Origin of the sequence: Pseudomonas sp. LS44, from assembly GCF_024730785.1 — a bacterium.
Lineage (GTDB): Bacteria > Pseudomonadota > Gammaproteobacteria > Pseudomonadales > Pseudomonadaceae > Aquipseudomonas.
Window position 1 is genome coordinate 3445870 of sequence record NZ_CP102830.1, and the last position, 14869, is coordinate 3460738.

A 14869-nucleotide genomic window follows, 5' to 3' on the forward strand; every position below is an offset into this window, starting at 1 on the left:
GGCGGCCGAAGCAGCCAATCATGCCGACCAGGCGGCCAGTCACGGCAAGCTCACGGTGCAAGGCACCGCCCACTCGATCAGCGCGCTGGCCAACGAAATCGGCCGTGCAGTCGGCGTGGTGCAGACCCTGGCCAAGGACAGCGAGAACATCAACGCGATCCTCGTCGCCATTCGCGGCATCGCCGAGCAGACCAACTTGCTGGCCTTGAACGCCGCCATCGAAGCGGCGCGCGCGGGCGAGCAAGGACGTGGCTTCGCGGTGGTCGCCGATGAAGTCCGCAACCTGGCGCAAAAGACCCAGCAAGCCACCGAAGAAATCCAGAGCATGATCCAGCAGCTGCAGCACGGTACCCGTGAGGTGGTGAAGGTCATGGAAGACAGTCAGGCGAAGACCGAGAACAGCGTGCAACAGGCCAGTGAAGCAGCGCACGCGCTGGAATCGATCACCCAGGCGGTGTCGGTGATCAATGACATGAACATTCAGATCGCCAGCGCCGCCGAACAGCAAAGCGCGGTGGCCGAGGATCTCAACCGTAACGTCACCACCATCGGCCAAGTTGCCAACCAGGTCGCCAGCGGCGCCGACGAGTCGAGCCAGGCCAGCGCCGAACTGACCAAACTGGCCGAACAGCAGCGCCGCCTGATCAATCAGTTCAAGGTGTAGGGGAACGGAGGTCTTCGCGGCCATGGGCCGCTCCTACGGCTCCGTACCTGAATCGTAGGAGCGAATTCATTCGCGATGGCCACCCCACCTTTAGGCCGGCGTCAGGCACTCCGGCCCATTGAGCTTGGGATCATTGACCAGGGTGGCCAGCGGCCGTTCGCGCAGTTGCGGCTGTGCTTGGCAGAGCAGCCCATGCAGCTCGGGCAACGCTGTTTCCGCCGCTAGCCAGGCGGCCTGACCGGCCTCATCGAGGATCAGCGGTCGGCGTTGATTGGCCGCCGCTAACGTCACCACGGCCGCGCTCAGGTAGGTATGACCGCTGACCGGGTAGGCTTCCCAAAGCGCCGCGAAGTACAGCGTCGGTGCTTCGCCAGTCAGCCAGTACGGGCGCTTGCGCACGCTCCCCCGCCACTCATAGAAACCGTTGGCCGGCAGCAGACCGCGACGCGCGACGAACGCCTCACGGAACATCGGCTGCTCGGCGAGGGTTTCCGCGCGCGCCTGCGCCGGGGTCTTGGTCAAGTCGGTCAGCCAAGCCGGCGTCAACCCCCAGCGCACCCGCTCGAGCTGACGTTGCCCACCCACGCTGCGCACCAGCAGCACCTGGCTGTTCGGAGCAATGCTCCAGGCCGGCTGCTGGTCCGCCGGGAAACCGGGTAACGCCGCAAATGCGGGCGACCAGCGGAACAGGGCATAACGTCCACACATGGGCGGAACAACTCTTCAAAAGGAAAATGGAAGACTGCAACGGCCGAAGCGCACTAGCGGCAAGCTGCGTTCTGAGGCTAGCTCTAACGCCGTATCGCCGACACACCGCAGATCGAGGCAGGTTCTCAGCAGAGCAACACGCCGGGAAAGCTATCGGGCTCATCGCCCGGCAGAGGCTGCGCGGTATTGTACGCAGCGATCAGGTTGCGCGCGCGCTCGGCCTGCTCGTTGACCACCAGCAGACCCAGCAAGCCGCACGCCGGCAGCTCGCCAATCGCACCGAGCAGGTGGCCACCGACCACATGCGCATCGACGCCCTCGCTGGCCAACATGCCGACCAGTAGTTCGGCCTCGATCAAATCCTGCGGATCATAGATTCGCTGCATCAATCGTTCTCCGTACGCACGTCCAGGGACCATTCCATACCGTCGCTGCGCAAGTCGAAGACGATCGGCCGACAGCACACCGGGCAATCCTCGATGTATTGCTGATCGCCGCCCGACAAATCCAGCAACGCCTCGACCGGCTCGCCGCAGTAAGGGCACTGATACGCCTGCGTTTCCAGCATCGCGGCCTCCGGTTGTGACTTGCCGTATACTCGGCCGGTCTATTTTCGACCTCCGCTTAGCAGGCCGTTGAAAAACTACTGCGCTCGGCTATACCGCGTTGAAATCAGGCTCAAAATGCTCATTTACCACTCGTAAACTGCGCTTTTTCGCCTGATTTCGCCTTGTCTAGCCTTCGCTCGCTACGTTTTTCAACGGCCTGCTAGAGCCTGTTGCTTTTTCATCACCGCACGCACAAACAAGAGAACATGATGGGCGAATTCGATGCCATCCGACCTTACGCCGACGCCGAAGTCCCCGCGGTGCTGGCGCGCCTGCTGACCGATCAGGCATTCTTGGAAATCATCACGCGCTTCCGCTTTCCGCGGCTGGCCAAATCGTTTGGCTGGCTGCTTAAACCTCTTATAGCTCATCGGTTGAAACGCGAGTTCAACGGCATCGATTCGGTGGCCCGCCTGCAGGATAAAGTCGAACCCTACGTCGACCACACCATCGAGCGCGCCACCGATGGCATCAGCTATTCCGGCGTCGAACAGCTGCAGGCCGGCAGCGCCTATCTGTTCCTCGCCAACCACCGCGACATTGTCATGGACCCGGCGTTCGTCAACTACGCGGTGTACCACGCCGGTTTGCCAACCCCGCGCATCGCCATTGGCGACAACCTGCTGCAGAAGCCGTATGTCAGCGACCTGATGCGTCTGAACAAGAGCTTTATCGTGCACCGCTCACTGAGCAATCGCCGCGAGAAGCTGGCGGCGTTCCAGCTGCTGTCGGCCTACATCAATCATTCAATCCGCGCGGACGGCGAATCGGTGTGGATCGCCCAAGCCGAGGGGCGTGCCAAAGACGGCGACGACCGTACCGACTCGGCGATCCTCAAGATGTTCCACATGAGCCGCAAAAACGAGGCGTTTGCCGACGTGGTGCGCGAGCTGCGCGTGACGCCGGTGGCGATCAGCTACGAATACGATCCCTGCGACCAAGCCAAGGCCCGCGAGCTGTATATCCGCGCCAGCACCGGGGATTACACCAAGGTACCGGGCGAGGATGACCAGAGCATCGGCCTGGGCATCACCGGCTACAAAGGCCGCGTGCACTTGAGCTTCTGCGCGCCAATCAGCGCGCCGCCCGCCGACGCCAAGCTGCTGGCCAGCGAAATCGACCGGCAGATTCTCAGCAGTTATCGCCTGTTTCCCGTGCATTACCTGGCCTACGCCCAGTGGGATCAGCGCGATCCGGCACTCGCGGTACCGAGCGCTGCGGAACTGTTCCCCGCCGCCGAGCTGGCCGCTGCCCAGGCCGAATGGCAAAAGCGCCTGGCCGTCTGCCCTGCCGAGCAGCGTCCGTACCTGATCCTGCAATACGCCAATCCGGTGCGAAATCACTACCGGATCACCGCTGGGCTGGAGCTGTAACGCAAAACGGCGACCTCAGGGTCGCCGTTTTTGTATGCGTAATTGCCGTTACAACTGAGTGCTCGCCCAGGACAGCAACAGCGCAGCAACCAGACATAGCCCGCCGAAACGCGTGAAGAAGCGATTGATGCGCAGGGTGCGTCCGTCCACCAGCAGGTTGGTCTCATCGTCCAGCGTCTGCAGCTCGCTATCGATGGCCAGGCGCGCCAGGGCGCGATGCTCGCGAAGACGGGTGGCGAGCAGCAGCCAACTACCGGCGACCGCAAAAAACAGCGCCAGACCATTGATCACGTGGGCGGGATAGGCCTGCAAAAGGCTCCAGAGCACCTGCAACGACATCGAGAAAACTCCGCTTAGGTAAACGGTGGCGAGCACACTACCGGAAAGGCAACCGCGCCAAATTGATCTGGCGGTCAGGATATGGCGGCGCAGTCTACCCGAGCGATTCTGCGCCGCGCGTCGTTTCCGACGGACTGCCAGGCGTCTGTCATGGCCTTGTCATCACGGATCGGCAGCCTTGCTGCTCCCTCGCCAGCCGGAGCTCGGCCATGCTGCATGCGCACAATCAGGACCCGCTGTACCGGATCGCCCACAGCGACGAACAACAGGCGCTGATCGACGCGTTCGCCATTAATGTCCAGGACTGCAATTGGCTGACCTATTGCGCCCTCGGCGGCCATCTGCACCCCGAATTGCCCGAGGCCGACCTGCTTACCGGCATCTCGCAACTGGCCTTGTACGAACAACCAGACTGAGCGCCGAAGAATCCGTCAGGCACAAAAAAGCCCGGTCGAGCCGGGCTTTTCCGTTAATTCGCGATGAGTTATCCGCGCGGCCTCACTGACCGAGCATCTGGCCAATAGTCGGGTCTTTGAACGCCCGAGTCATGGCATCGCTGAGCACATCGCCGACCAGCTTGGTGTTGGTCTGCTCATTCGGCGCGGTACCGAAGCGCTGATTCAGCGAAGCGCCGTAACGGCCACTGTAGCGACGGCTAGCGTTCTGCACATCGGCGCGGAACGAGGCACTGATGTTCGCCTCGGTGACGTACATGCCTTCTTTCGGCGACTGATACTTCAGCTCGGCCAAGGTCAGGGTCAGCTGCGGCGCGTTATAAGCGTTCGGCGTCGGCGTGTAGCCGAGCAAACGCACCGCGGCCTCGGCCTGGGCCTGCAGCTTGGGGACGATATCGGCGCTGGTGACGGTGATCGCGCTGGTTTCCGCATACAAACCACCGCGGGTACCCAGCGACGGCGAAGGACGACCATCAACCACCCGCACCACCACTGGCTGACCTTGACCGACCGCGGTCAGGGAGCTGGTCAGCTTGGGCTGCGGGCTGAGTTGTTGCGGGCTGAGGGCACAACCGCCCAGGGTCAGGCCGGTGACAGCGATCAAACCAAACAACAAACGATGCAACATGCTCATCTCTCCAAAAGGAAATCGGGCTAAAAAACCGGCGGGCAGTATACCCAGCGCTGCAAACGTCTAACAGCGCCGAACATTTCGACCCGGCGGCGACGTAGCGGTTCCTGTCATACGGGCGTCACGCGGCCATGGGATAAAGCCGGCATCGCCACTACCAGAGACCGCGCCATGAATCTGCTCAGCCTGTTGTCTTTCTGGCCAAGCCCATGGCGCCATTACGCCTTGCTCGATGCACAAGGCATCTGCCGCGCGCTGCGCCACGCGCGCATGGCCCCGCAAGGCGCTGGCTGGGTTGAAGTCAATGAATCACGCCTCTCCTGGCTGCACCAGCCCCTGCCCGCCAGCGCCCACCGCCGCCCGCAAATCGCCCAGAGCCCGCGCCGTTTGCCGCGGGCAGCCTGAGCCGCGGCAAAGAAAAGTCAGCGTAAACGCCCAACTTTGCCGATTTCACCGTTATAATCGCGCCCCGATTATAAGGACGTCTCCTGATCGGGCCCCGCACTTATTCTGACGCGTTCAGCATCAGCCGCTTCGCCCACAGTAGAGCCGCCCACTTCGTGCTGCCCCACACGGTTGCCGACTGCCTTCACCCCTTGGCGCACAACGCCGCACGGGTGCCGACAGCGCACCGCACGCGCACGATCTTTGAGGTTCACGACTCCAAAAGAGCGTGAAAAAACGGGTTATCAACTTCACAAGAGTGTGGCGACAGATGAATAGTTTTGCGGCTGACCAGTGCACCCTTAACGATCCCCCTTCCTGCTCTCGACACTTCCGGCCTTCACATACCCTGCGCTGAACATCGCGCGCAGGCATATGTCGTCAATCTAGTGCTGTAGATCTTGGAGAAGCGTTAATGGCGCAGAACGAAATTGAAACCGTGGACGCGTTGCTGGTAGGCGCTGGCATCATGAGTGCCACCCTGGCCGTGCTGCTGAAAGAGCTCGACCCCGGCATCAAACTTGAAATCGTCGAGTTGCAGGAGTCCGGAGCGATCGAAAGCTCCAACCCCTGGAACAACGCCGGCACCGGCCACGCCGGCCTGTGCGAGCTGAACTACACGGCGGAAGCGGCTGACGGCTCGGTCGACATCAAGAAAGCCGTGAACATCAACACCCAGTTCGAGGTGTCGAAACAGTTCTGGGCCTATCTGATCGCCAAAGGTGCCTTCACCTCGCCGCGCGAATTCATCAACCCGATCCCGCACCTGAGCTTCGTGCGTGGCGCCAAGGGTGTGAACTTCCTCAAGAACCGTTTCGCCGCGATGAGCAAGCACCATGCTTTCGCCGAGATGGAATACAGCGAAGACCGCGCCACCATGACCGAGTGGATGCCGCTGATGATGGCCAACCGGCCGGCCGACGAGCCCATCGCCGCGACTCGCGTGCTGGGCGGCACCGACGTCAACTTCGGCGCACTGACCAGCCAACTGCTCGGTTACCTGAACAAGCAGACCGCTTCCGAGGTCAAGTGCAACCAGAAAGTAACCGGCCTGCAACGCACCGCTAACGGCTGGCGCGTCGAAATCAAAGACACCCAGAGCGGCCAGGCTCGCGAAGTCAACGCGCGCTTCGTGTTCCTCGGCGCTGGCGGTGGTGCTCTGCCGTTGCTGCAGATGTCCGGCATCCCGGAAAGCAAAGGCTTCGGTGGTTTCCCAGTGAGCGGCCAATGGCTGCGCTGCGACAACCAGGAAGTGGTCAAACAGCATCAGGCCAAGGTCTACAGCCAGGCCGAAGTCGGCGCCCCGCCGATGTCGGTTCCGCACCTCGACACGCGCGTCGTCGACGGCAAGACCTCCCTGCTGTTCGGCCCGTATGCCGGGTTCAGCACCAAGTTCCTCAAACACGGCTCGTTCCTCGACCTGCCGCTGTCGGTGCGGCCGAGCAACCTCGGCCCGATGCTGGCCGTGGCGCGCGACAACATGGACCTGACCCGCTACCTGATCAAGGAAGTGATGCAGTCCCAGGAACAGCGTCTGGACGCCCTGCGCAAGTTCTACCCGGATGCCAAGACCGAGGACTGGCGCCTGGAGATTGCTGGCCAGCGCGTGCAGATCATCAAGAAAGACCCGAAAAAAGGCGGCATCCTGCAGTTCGGTACCGAGTTGGTCGCGGCTGAAGACGGCTCCATCGCCGCCCTGCTCGGCGCCTCGCCGGGCGCGTCGGTGACCGTGTCGATCATGCTCGAGCTGATCGAGCGCTGCTTCGCCGGCAAGGCCCGTGACGAGTGGGTCGGCAAACTGGCGGAAATCTTCCCGGCGCGGGAAAAAACCCTGGAAAGCGATGCCGAGCTGTACCGCAAGGTCAGCGAGCACAGCGATCAACTGCTGCAGTTGGCCAACAAGAGCTCGGTTGCTGCAGCCAGCGTCTGACGCCTGCTGCGCCCTAAAAAAACCGCCCCTCTCGGGCGGTTTTTTTATGCCCACTGGGATGGTGAGCCAACCGACTGTCACTGCTCGCAGTTAATCATCCATGGCACGCCGAAGCGGTCGACCAGCATGCCGAAGCTTTTCGCCCAGAAGGTTTGCTGCAGCGGCATGGTTACCTGACCACCGTCCGCCAGCGCATCGAACAACTGTTTCGCCTGTTCCGGGCTGGTAACGGCAATCGACAAGCTAAAACCGGCGAAATTGGTCGGGCCCTCATTCATGCCGTCCGAACACATGATCTGGTTGGCGCCGATCTGCAGATTGGCATGCATGATTTTTTCCGGATCGTTAGAGCCGTTGCTCTCGGCCTCCGGAGCCTCTTTGAAGCGCATCAGGTAGGAGGTTTTCGCGCCGATGGCTTTGCCGTAGAACGCCATCGCCTCTTCGCAGCGACCATTGAAGAATAGATACGGTTCGACTTGCATAACGAAGCTCCCAAAGTTGACGGGCACACCCGGTTTAGGAGCTGACAGCAAAAGCCCGCGATGTTCGCGGGCTTTTTTACATCGATTCTGACTTAACCGCGGGCGGCTTCGATCACTTCAATATAGGGCTCAGCCTGACGCTGGTCGCGGATCAGGGCGATGAAGTCATTGCCCTGGTCATCCTTGGCGCTCAGGTCGTAGCCAGCGGCCACGAAGAAGCCTACGAAACGCTCGAAGTCATCAACGCGCAGACCGCGATAGGCCTTGACCAGCTTGTGCAGCGACGGCGGCGTGGCATCGCCCGGCTCCACCGCGAGGAACAGCTTGATCTGCTCGTCGCCGACCTCTTCGCCAATCACCTGTTTCTTGTCTTTGCGCATCGCTCACTCCCACCCACTGACCGGATAACTTCGGGCGCGCAGTTTACCCCCACGCCGCAGCGCGGCTCAACGCGCGCGCTGCACGCCGGTATGCAGGTCGGCCCAGACATGGCCGTTGGGAGCTGAGGAACCGGCAATACGTACGCGGTATTGGGTCGGCGGATAGTTCAGGCTGAGCATCCGGGTCTTGGGGGCGTAGCTGGGTTTCTTCAGGCTTTCGCCCCCGGGCAAATCAGCCAGACACCCTAGCACGCGGGTTTAGCCCACCAACAAGCCGACCAGAGTCGAGGCCACGGGCCAGGCTCCGCCGCCTATACTGCCGGCAATTGTCTGGGGGAAGGACTATGACTTTGCCACCGCTGTTCGCCGCCTGGCGCCAGGTGCTGCGCGCCGGTTATGGCTGGAGCGCCCTGCGCGGCGATATCAGTGCCGGCCTTACCGTCGGCATCATCGCCATTCCCCTGGCCATGGCCCTGGCGATCGCCGTCGGAGTGGCGCCGCAGCATGGCCTGTACACGGTGCTGATCGCCGCCCCGCTGATCGCCCTGACCGGCGGCTCGCGCTTCAACGTCAGCGGCCCGACTGCCGCGTTCGTGGTGATCCTGCTGCCGATCACCCAGCAGTTCGGCCTCGGTGGCCTGCTGCTGTGCACCATGCTGGCCGGGCTGATCCTCATCAGCCTCGGCCTGCTGCGCGCCGGCAAGCTGATCCAGTTCATTCCCTATCCGGTGACGCTGGGCTTTACCGCCGGCATCGGCATCGTCATCGCCACTCTGCAGCTCAAGGACCTGCTCGGCCTGCAGCCGGGCGGCCAGCCGCAGAACTATGTGGAGCAGTTGCAGGCGTTGGCGCTGGCTCTGCCCAGTGCCCATGCCGGCGATGCCCTGGTGGCGCTGGTCTGCCTGGCGGTGCTAATCCTCTGGCCGCGCTGGGTGCCCAAGGTGCCAGGGCACCTGGTCGCCCTCGCGGTCGGCGCGCTGTTCGGCCTGCTGCTGGAACGCATCGGCCTGCCGGTGGCGACTCTCGGCGAACGCTTCAGCTACAGCCTCGACGGCGTGACCCACGCCGGCATCCCGCCCTTCCTGCCGAGCCTGGCCTGGCCCTGGCAGCTGCCCGACGCTAACGGCCAGCCGCTACGCCTGTCCTTCGAGCTGTTTCGCCAACTGCTCTCCCCGGCCTTCGCCATTGCCATACTCGGCGCGATTGAATCACTGCTGTGCGCCGTGGTTGCCGACGGAATGACCGGCAGCAAACACGATCCGAACGCCGAACTGCTCGGCCAAGGCCTGGGCAATCTGGCCGCCCCGCTGTTCGGCGGCATCACCGCCACGGCCGCCATCGCCCGCAGCGCCGCGAACATCCGCGCCGGCGCCTGTTCGCCGCTGGCGGCGATCATCCATGCCGGCGTGGTGCTGGTGGCGATTCTGCTGCTCGCGCCGCTGTTCAGCTATCTGCCGATGGCCGCGCTGGCGGCCCTGCTGCTGATGGTGGCGTGGAACATGAGCGAGGCCCGCCATGTCGCTCACACCCTGCGCATCGCTCCACGCAACGACGTGCTGGTGCTGCTGACCTGTCTGTCGCTCACCGTGCTGTTCGACATGGTCATGGCGGTGGGCGTCGGCCTACTGCTGGCGGCCGGCCTGTTCATCAAGCGCATCAGCGACCTGACCGATACCGCCGAATTGCCCAAGCGCCTGTACCGGGAGCTCCACGACCTGCCCGCGCATGTGCAGGCCTATGCGATCCGCGGCCCGCTGTTCTTCGGCGCCGCGGAAAAGGCACTGAGCGTGCTGCGCCGCTTCAATCCGGAGGTACGGGTCGTGGTGGTGGAGATGAGCGCGGTGCCGCTGCTGGACATGACCGCCCTGGCGGCGCTGGATAACGTGTTGCGCGATTACCGCCAACAGGGCATCGGCCTGATTCTGGTCGGCACCACCGCGCAGGTGCGCCTGAAGTTGCGGCGCGCCGGGGTGCAGCGCGCCGACGGCCTGCTGGCCTTCGTCCGCAACCTGCAACAAGCGCGCGAGAAGGCCTTGCAATGGTTGAACCCGGAACCGGCTCAGGCGAACAGCGAACGCATCCAGGCCAAGTAGGCCGGGGCGCCGGCCTCACCTTCGCGCGGCGCCCAAGGGGCCAGTTCGCCATCACCCACCGGACGGTAGGGGCCGGCCTTGCACTCGAACATCAGAGTGTCAGGCTCCAGCACCACCAAGCTGTGGAATACCCCAGGCGGTAGGTCGACGCCGACGCAATCGCCGCCGGCGACCAATTCGCGTTGCTCCAGCAGCTCGCCGTCAACGCTGAAAATCAGCAAACCCAGCCGACCCTTTAGCACCAGCAGGGTTTCCGCCTTGTCGGCGCTCAGGTGGCGATGCGGCGGGATGTAGGTATTGGGCTGCAAGCCAACCGCCAGACGGTGGCAAGGCTCTTCCATGGCGTGAAAATTATGGTGCTGGCGGCCGCGCGGGTTGGCCGCAGCTAGATCCGCCAGCTCACCGAACAAGGCTTGATCGAGAAAACGTGGGCTGCTCATCGGTTTACAGTCCCTTGACCGCATAGATGCCCGGCGCATTGCGCCAGTAGCCCTTGTAATCCATGCCGTAGCCGAAGAGGTAGCGGTCGACACACGACAAGCCGACGTAATCGGCCTGCATGTCCGGACGCGCTTTACGGTCATGATCCTTGTCGATCAGCACGGCGATATGCACGTTGCTTGCCCCAGCATGTCGGCAGAAGTCGACGATGGCACCGAGCGTGTAACCCTCATCGAGAATGTCGTCGATGATCAGCACGTCGCGGTCGATGAAGGAAATTTCCGGCTTGGCCTTCCAGAACAGCTCACCGCCGGTGGTTTCGCTGCGATAGCGCGTGGCGTGCAGATAGGACAGCTCGAGCGGGAAGTTGAGCTTGGGCAATAGTTTGCCGGCGAAGATCAGCCCGCCATTCATCACGCAGAACACCACCGGGTTGCGCTCGGCCAGCTGCGCGTTGACGGCTTCGGCGACCTGGTCGATGGCGGCCTCCACTTCGGCTTCGGGGTACAGGCAGTCGGCTTCCGCCATCACCTGGCGAATGTGGGCGAGATCAACGGACATGGGAATTTCCTCGGTTTCAGCTGGAGCGGAGCGGTCGGCGTCCAGGGAAGTTGATCGGGGCGTCAAGATAAAAGCCGGCAAAGGTACTCATCCGCTGACTGCCGAGCAACCCTCTGCAGACCAACGTCGACCATACTCTGAGCAACCGAACGGCGGACTCCTGCCCATAGAGCCAAGAAATTTCGCTGACCATGCGGTCATGCCCTTAACTGGCATAGCCAATGCTTTACTCTAACGCACTTTTTTTGCGAGCCCGCCGGAGACCTTTGCCATGCCCATCCGTGAGATCCGCCACCCGCTGATCCGCCACAAGCTCGGCCTGATGCGCCGCGCCGACATCAGCACGAAAAACTTCCGCGAACTGGCCCAGGAAGTGGGCGCGCTGCTCACTTATGAAGCCACCCAGGATCTGCCTCTGGAAAACTACGAGGTCAAGGGTTGGTGCGGCACCGTGACCGTGGAGAAAATCGCCGGCAAGAAGATCACCGTGGTGCCGATCCTACGCGCCGGCATCGGCATGCTCGACGGCGTGCTCAGCCTGATTCCCGGCGCCAAGGTCAGCGCCGTCGGCGTTGCGCGCAACGAGGAGACCCTCGAAGCGCACACCTATCTGGAAAAACTCGCACCGGAGATCGACGAACGCCTGGCATTGATCATCGACCCGATGCTCGCCACCGGCGGCTCGCTGGTCGCCACCATCGACCTGTTGAAGAAAGCCGGCTGCAAGGAAATCCGTGCCATGGTGCTGGTCGCCGCGCCAGAGGGCATCCGCGCCGTCGCCAATTCGCACCCGGACGTGACCATCTTCACCGCTTCGATCGATGAGCGCCTCAACGAACACGGCTACATCATTCCCGGCCTCGGCGATGCGGGTGACAAGATTTTCGGCACCAAGCAGAAGGACGCCTGATTGATGAGCAGTGAATTCAACGATCCTCTCTGGCGCCAGGTGATTTCCGGCGCGCAGATGCTCTTCGTCGCTTTTGGCGCGCTGGTGCTGATGCCGCTGATTACCGGCCTCGATCCCAACGTCGCGCTGTTCACCGCCGGCTTTGGCACCTTGCTGTTCCAAATCGTCACCGGCCGCCAGGTTCCGGTGTTTCTGGCCTCCAGCTTCGCCTTCATCACCCCGATCATCCTCGCCAAGGGCCAGTTCGGCCTGGCCGCGACCATGGGCGGCGTGGTCGCCGCGGGCTTCGTCTACACCTTTCTCGGCCTCGCCGTGAAGATCAAAGGCACCGGTTTCATCGACCGCTTGCTGCCGCCGGTGGTGATCGGTCCGGTGATCATTTCCATCGGCCTAGCCATGGCGCCGATCGCCGCCAACATGGCGATGGGCAAAGCTGGCGACGGCAGCGAGCTGATTCCCTATCGCACCGCGCTGCTGATCTCCATGCCAGCGCTGCTCGTCACGCTGATCGTCGCGGTATTCGGCAAAGGCTTCTTCCGCCTGGTGCCGATCATTTCCGGCGTGCTGCTCGGCTTTGCCCTGTCGTTCTATTTCGGCGTGGTCGATGTTGCCAAGATTGCCGCCGCGCCATGGCTGGAACTACCGAAATTCACCGCGCCGGAATTCAACTGGCAAGCGATTCTGTTCATCGTCCCGGTCGCTTTGGCGCCGGCCATCGAACACATCGGCGGAGTAATCGCGGTGGGCAGCGTGACCGGCCGTGACTACCTGAAAAAACCCGGCCTGCACCGCACCCTGCTCGGCGACGGCCTGGCTACTTCGGCCGCCGGCCTGTTCGGCGGCCCGCCGAACACCACCTATGCCGAAGTCACCGGCGCGGTGATGCTGACCAAGAACTACAACCCGAAAATCATGACCTGGGCGGCCTGCTTCGCCATCGGCCTGGCCTTCGTCGGCAAGTTCGGCGCCATTTTGCAGAGCATTCCGGTGCCGGTGATGGGCGGCATCCTCTGCCTGCTGTTCGGTTCCATCGCCGCGGTGGGGATGAACACCATGATCCGCCACCAGGTCGATCTGGCCGAGGCCCGCAATCTGGTGATCGTCTCGGTGACCCTGGTGTTCGGCATCGGCGGCATGCTGATCGGTACCGGCACCGGCGCCGAGGATTTCGGTCTGAAAGGCATCGCCTTGTGCGCCGTAGTGGCTATCGGCCTCAATCTGCTGCTGCCCGGCCATGAGAATTGGAAGCACAAGGCGCCGACTGCACCGCCGGACCTCTGACCCAGCTCCACAAAAAGCCCCGCAATGCGGGGCTTTTTGTTCGTCTTAATCAGCCATTCAGCTCTGGCGCAGTAGCGCCTCGCCAGACCCGTCGCGTACTTGCGCACTGTCGGCACGCCACTCTTTGAGGCGCAGCATGCTCTCGCGATACGGCCGCAGGCCTCTGCTGAGCAGGATGATCGAGCTGACCACCGCGATCGCCGTGACTATCAACAGCGAATAGCGCAGCGCGTTGTCGTCGCCAAAGCCGAAGTCGGTGACCAGCGCCACCGCCGTCGGACCGATGCCCAGGCCGATCAGGGTAATCACGAACAGGTAGATCGCCGATGCCTGACCGCGCATGGAGTTGGGCATCACTTCCTGAATTGCCGCCGGAGCCACGCCAAACGGCATGCTCAGGAAGAACACCGAAGGCGCCAGCAGCGCCGCGGCCTGGTTGCCGGTTCCTGCCAGCGGGAATAGCAGCACCGCTGGCAAGGCACCGATGGCCGCATACAAGCCGACACGCATGTTCGCGTCGGTGCGCCCGCGCTTGGCCATCCAGTCCGCCAGACGCCCGCCGAAGACGATGCCGAGGCAACCGAACACCGCGACGATGCTGCCGTAGACCACGCCGACATGGCCGGCGTCCCAGCCATAGGTGCGGATAAAGAACGAGGGAATCCAGGCCGCGCTGCCATAGCCGGCGAAAGCCAGGCCGGCGAAGCCGAGGTTGTGGCAGAGCACGGTCCGGCGGTTGCTGCGGATATAGCGACCGACTTCGGAAAGCGGCACCGCCACACCGGCACCGACGCCGCGGCGCGCCGGCTCGCGCACGGCCAGCATCAACAGGGTGAACAACGCCCCGGCAGCGCCGAGGATCAGGAAGATCAACTGCCAGGGACGCACTTCACCGAGCACCGGCAGAACCACATCGCCTTGCGCCGAGGCGAACTTGATCACCAAGCCGCCAAGCAGAAAGGCGATACCCGATCCCAGGTACACGCCCATCGAGTAGACGCTGATCGCGGTGGCGCGGCGCTCGCTGGGGAAGCTGTCAGCGATCAGCGAATAGGCTGCTGGCGACAACGCCGCCTCACCGACACCGACGCCGATGCGGCAGATCAGGAACTGCCAGTACAGCTTGGCCATACCGCAGGCCGCGGTGGCCGCACTCCAGAACAGCACGCCGATGGCGATCAAGCCGCGGCGGCTCTTGGTGTCGGCCAGGCGCCCCAGCGGGATGCCACAGACTGTGTAGAAAATCGCGAAGGACAAACCCATCAGCAGGCTCATCTCGGTATCGCTGATCATCAGATCGCGGCGGATCGGGCCGACCAGCAGATTGAGAATCTGCCGATCGATGAAAGACAGCACGTACGCGACCATGAGGATGGACACTGTGGTCCAGGCGGAAAGGCTGGAGGGGTAACCGTTATTGTTATTAGGCACTGGCATTCTCCTCGGCGCTGAACTGCGGCGCGCGACGGTTGAAAGATATGCCAGCTTAGGCCGATATAAAGATTCGTTAATATCGCTCTAAAGAATTATCAGCACGCTGAATCGGCGCGCTGGTCTCGCGCGAATGCT

18 protein-coding genes and 1 pseudogene are annotated in these 14869 nt (G+C 62.8%); 8 read left to right on the forward strand and 11 right to left on the reverse strand.

Annotated elements, in window-relative coordinates:
• Nucleotides 1–67: 67 nt before the first annotated feature.
• A pseudogene (locus NVV93_RS20200) lies at nt 68–664 on the forward strand (methyl-accepting chemotaxis protein); the annotation flags it as partial.
• Between the two features lie 90 nt (nt 665–754).
• On the opposite strand, the gene NVV93_RS15400 reads toward NVV93_RS20200, so the two are convergent.
• From NVV93_RS15400 to NVV93_RS15410, 3 genes are all read right to left on the reverse strand, one after another.
• A complete protein-coding gene (locus NVV93_RS15400) occupies nt 755–1372 on the reverse strand; it encodes an SOS response-associated peptidase (protein ID WP_258251519.1) in 618 nt (205 codons plus the stop codon).
• A 125-nt stretch (nt 1373–1497) separates the two neighbouring features.
• Nucleotides 1498–1758, reverse strand: coding sequence for a DUF2007 domain-containing protein (locus NVV93_RS15405; protein WP_258251520.1), 261 nt, complete (start codon nt 1756–1758; stop codon nt 1498–1500).
• A complete protein-coding gene (locus tag NVV93_RS15410; protein WP_258251521.1) occupies nt 1758–1940 on the reverse strand; it encodes a CPXCG motif-containing cysteine-rich protein in 183 nt (60 codons plus the stop codon). Before NVV93_RS15410 ends, NVV93_RS15405 begins: the two co-directional genes overlap by 1 nt.
• Before the next feature lie 246 nt (nt 1941–2186).
• On the opposite strand from NVV93_RS15410, the gene NVV93_RS15415 reads away from it, so the two are divergent.
• Nucleotides 2187–3353: a 1-acyl-sn-glycerol-3-phosphate acyltransferase gene (locus NVV93_RS15415; RefSeq protein ID WP_258254390.1), complete on the forward strand. Its 1167-nt coding sequence runs from the start codon at nt 2187–2189 to the stop codon at nt 3351–3353.
• Nucleotides 3354–3401: 48 nt separating this feature from the next.
• On the opposite strand, the gene NVV93_RS15420 is transcribed toward NVV93_RS15415, so the two are convergent.
• Complete coding sequence (locus NVV93_RS15420; RefSeq protein ID WP_258251522.1) at nt 3402–3692, reverse strand: hypothetical protein; 291 nt, start codon at nt 3690–3692, stop codon at nt 3402–3404.
• Nucleotides 3693–3901: 209 nt separating this feature from the next.
• Here NVV93_RS15420 and NVV93_RS15425 point away from each other — a divergent pair, with 209 nt between their 5' ends.
• The gene (locus NVV93_RS15425; RefSeq protein WP_258251523.1) at nt 3902–4108 is read left to right on the forward strand and encodes a hypothetical protein; all 207 of its coding nucleotides are present in this window, start codon (nt 3902–3904) and stop codon (nt 4106–4108) included.
• Between the two features lie 82 nt (nt 4109–4190).
• Here NVV93_RS15425 and NVV93_RS15430 read toward each other — a convergent pair whose 3' ends face one another.
• On the reverse strand, nt 4191–4775 hold the full coding sequence (locus NVV93_RS15430; RefSeq protein ID WP_258251524.1) for a YajG family lipoprotein: 585 nt from the start codon (nt 4773–4775) through the stop codon (nt 4191–4193).
• A 174-nt stretch (nt 4776–4949) separates the two neighbouring features.
• On the opposite strand from NVV93_RS15430, the gene NVV93_RS15435 reads away from it, so the two are divergent.
• Both NVV93_RS15435 and mqo read left to right on the forward strand, forming a co-directional pair.
• On the forward strand, nt 4950–5183 hold the full coding sequence (locus NVV93_RS15435; RefSeq protein WP_258251525.1) for a hypothetical protein: 234 nt from the start codon (nt 4950–4952) through the stop codon (nt 5181–5183).
• A 412-nt stretch (nt 5184–5595) separates the two neighbouring features.
• Complete coding sequence (gene mqo / locus NVV93_RS15440; protein WP_258254391.1) at nt 5596–7152, forward strand: malate dehydrogenase (quinone); 1557 nt, start codon at nt 5596–5598, stop codon at nt 7150–7152.
• A gap of 77 nt (nt 7153–7229) precedes the next feature.
• Here the strand turns inward: mqo and NVV93_RS15445 are convergent, their stop codons facing one another.
• The 3 genes from NVV93_RS15445 to NVV93_RS15455 form a co-directional block, all read right to left on the reverse strand.
• Nucleotides 7230–7634 (reverse strand): VOC family protein, encoded by a 405-nt coding sequence (locus NVV93_RS15445; protein ID WP_258251526.1) that lies wholly within the window; start codon nt 7632–7634, stop codon nt 7230–7232.
• 92 nt (nt 7635–7726) lie between these two features.
• A complete protein-coding gene (locus NVV93_RS15450) occupies nt 7727–8014 on the reverse strand; it encodes a PA4642 family protein (protein ID WP_258251527.1) in 288 nt (95 codons plus the stop codon).
• Nucleotides 8015–8080: 66 nt separating this feature from the next.
• Complete coding sequence (locus NVV93_RS15455; protein ID WP_258251528.1) at nt 8081–8245, reverse strand: hypothetical protein; 165 nt, start codon at nt 8243–8245, stop codon at nt 8081–8083.
• 113 nt (nt 8246–8358) lie between these two features.
• Here NVV93_RS15455 and dauA point away from each other — a divergent pair, with 113 nt between their 5' ends.
• Entirely contained in the window at nt 8359–10107 is a 1749-nt protein-coding gene (gene dauA, locus NVV93_RS15460; RefSeq protein ID WP_258251529.1) for a C4-dicarboxylic acid transporter DauA, read from the forward strand.
• Here the strand turns inward: dauA and NVV93_RS15465 are convergent.
• Both NVV93_RS15465 and NVV93_RS15470 read right to left on the reverse strand, forming a co-directional pair.
• On the reverse strand, nt 10074–10547 hold the full coding sequence (locus tag NVV93_RS15465) for a WbuC family cupin fold metalloprotein (RefSeq protein WP_258251530.1): 474 nt from the start codon (nt 10545–10547) through the stop codon (nt 10074–10076). The two genes, dauA and NVV93_RS15465, sit on opposite strands and share 34 nt — an antisense overlap.
• A 4-nt stretch (nt 10548–10551) precedes the next feature.
• Entirely contained in the window at nt 10552–11109 is a 558-nt protein-coding gene (locus NVV93_RS15470; RefSeq protein ID WP_258251531.1) for a hypoxanthine-guanine phosphoribosyltransferase, read from the reverse strand.
• 271 nt (nt 11110–11380) lie between these two features.
• On the opposite strand from NVV93_RS15470, the gene upp reads away from it, so the two are divergent.
• Complete coding sequence (gene upp, locus NVV93_RS15475; protein ID WP_258251533.1) at nt 11381–12019, forward strand: uracil phosphoribosyltransferase; 639 nt, start codon at nt 11381–11383, stop codon at nt 12017–12019.
• A 3-nt stretch (nt 12020–12022) separates the two neighbouring features.
• Nucleotides 12023–13300, forward strand: coding sequence for a uracil-xanthine permease family protein (locus tag NVV93_RS15480; RefSeq protein ID WP_258251535.1), 1278 nt, complete (start codon nt 12023–12025; stop codon nt 13298–13300).
• A 57-nt stretch (nt 13301–13357) separates the two neighbouring features.
• Here NVV93_RS15480 and NVV93_RS15485 read toward each other — a convergent pair whose 3' ends face one another.
• On the reverse strand, nt 13358–14731 hold the full coding sequence (locus NVV93_RS15485) for an MFS transporter (protein WP_258251536.1): 1374 nt from the start codon (nt 14729–14731) through the stop codon (nt 13358–13360).
• Nucleotides 14732–14869 lie beyond the last annotated feature (138 nt).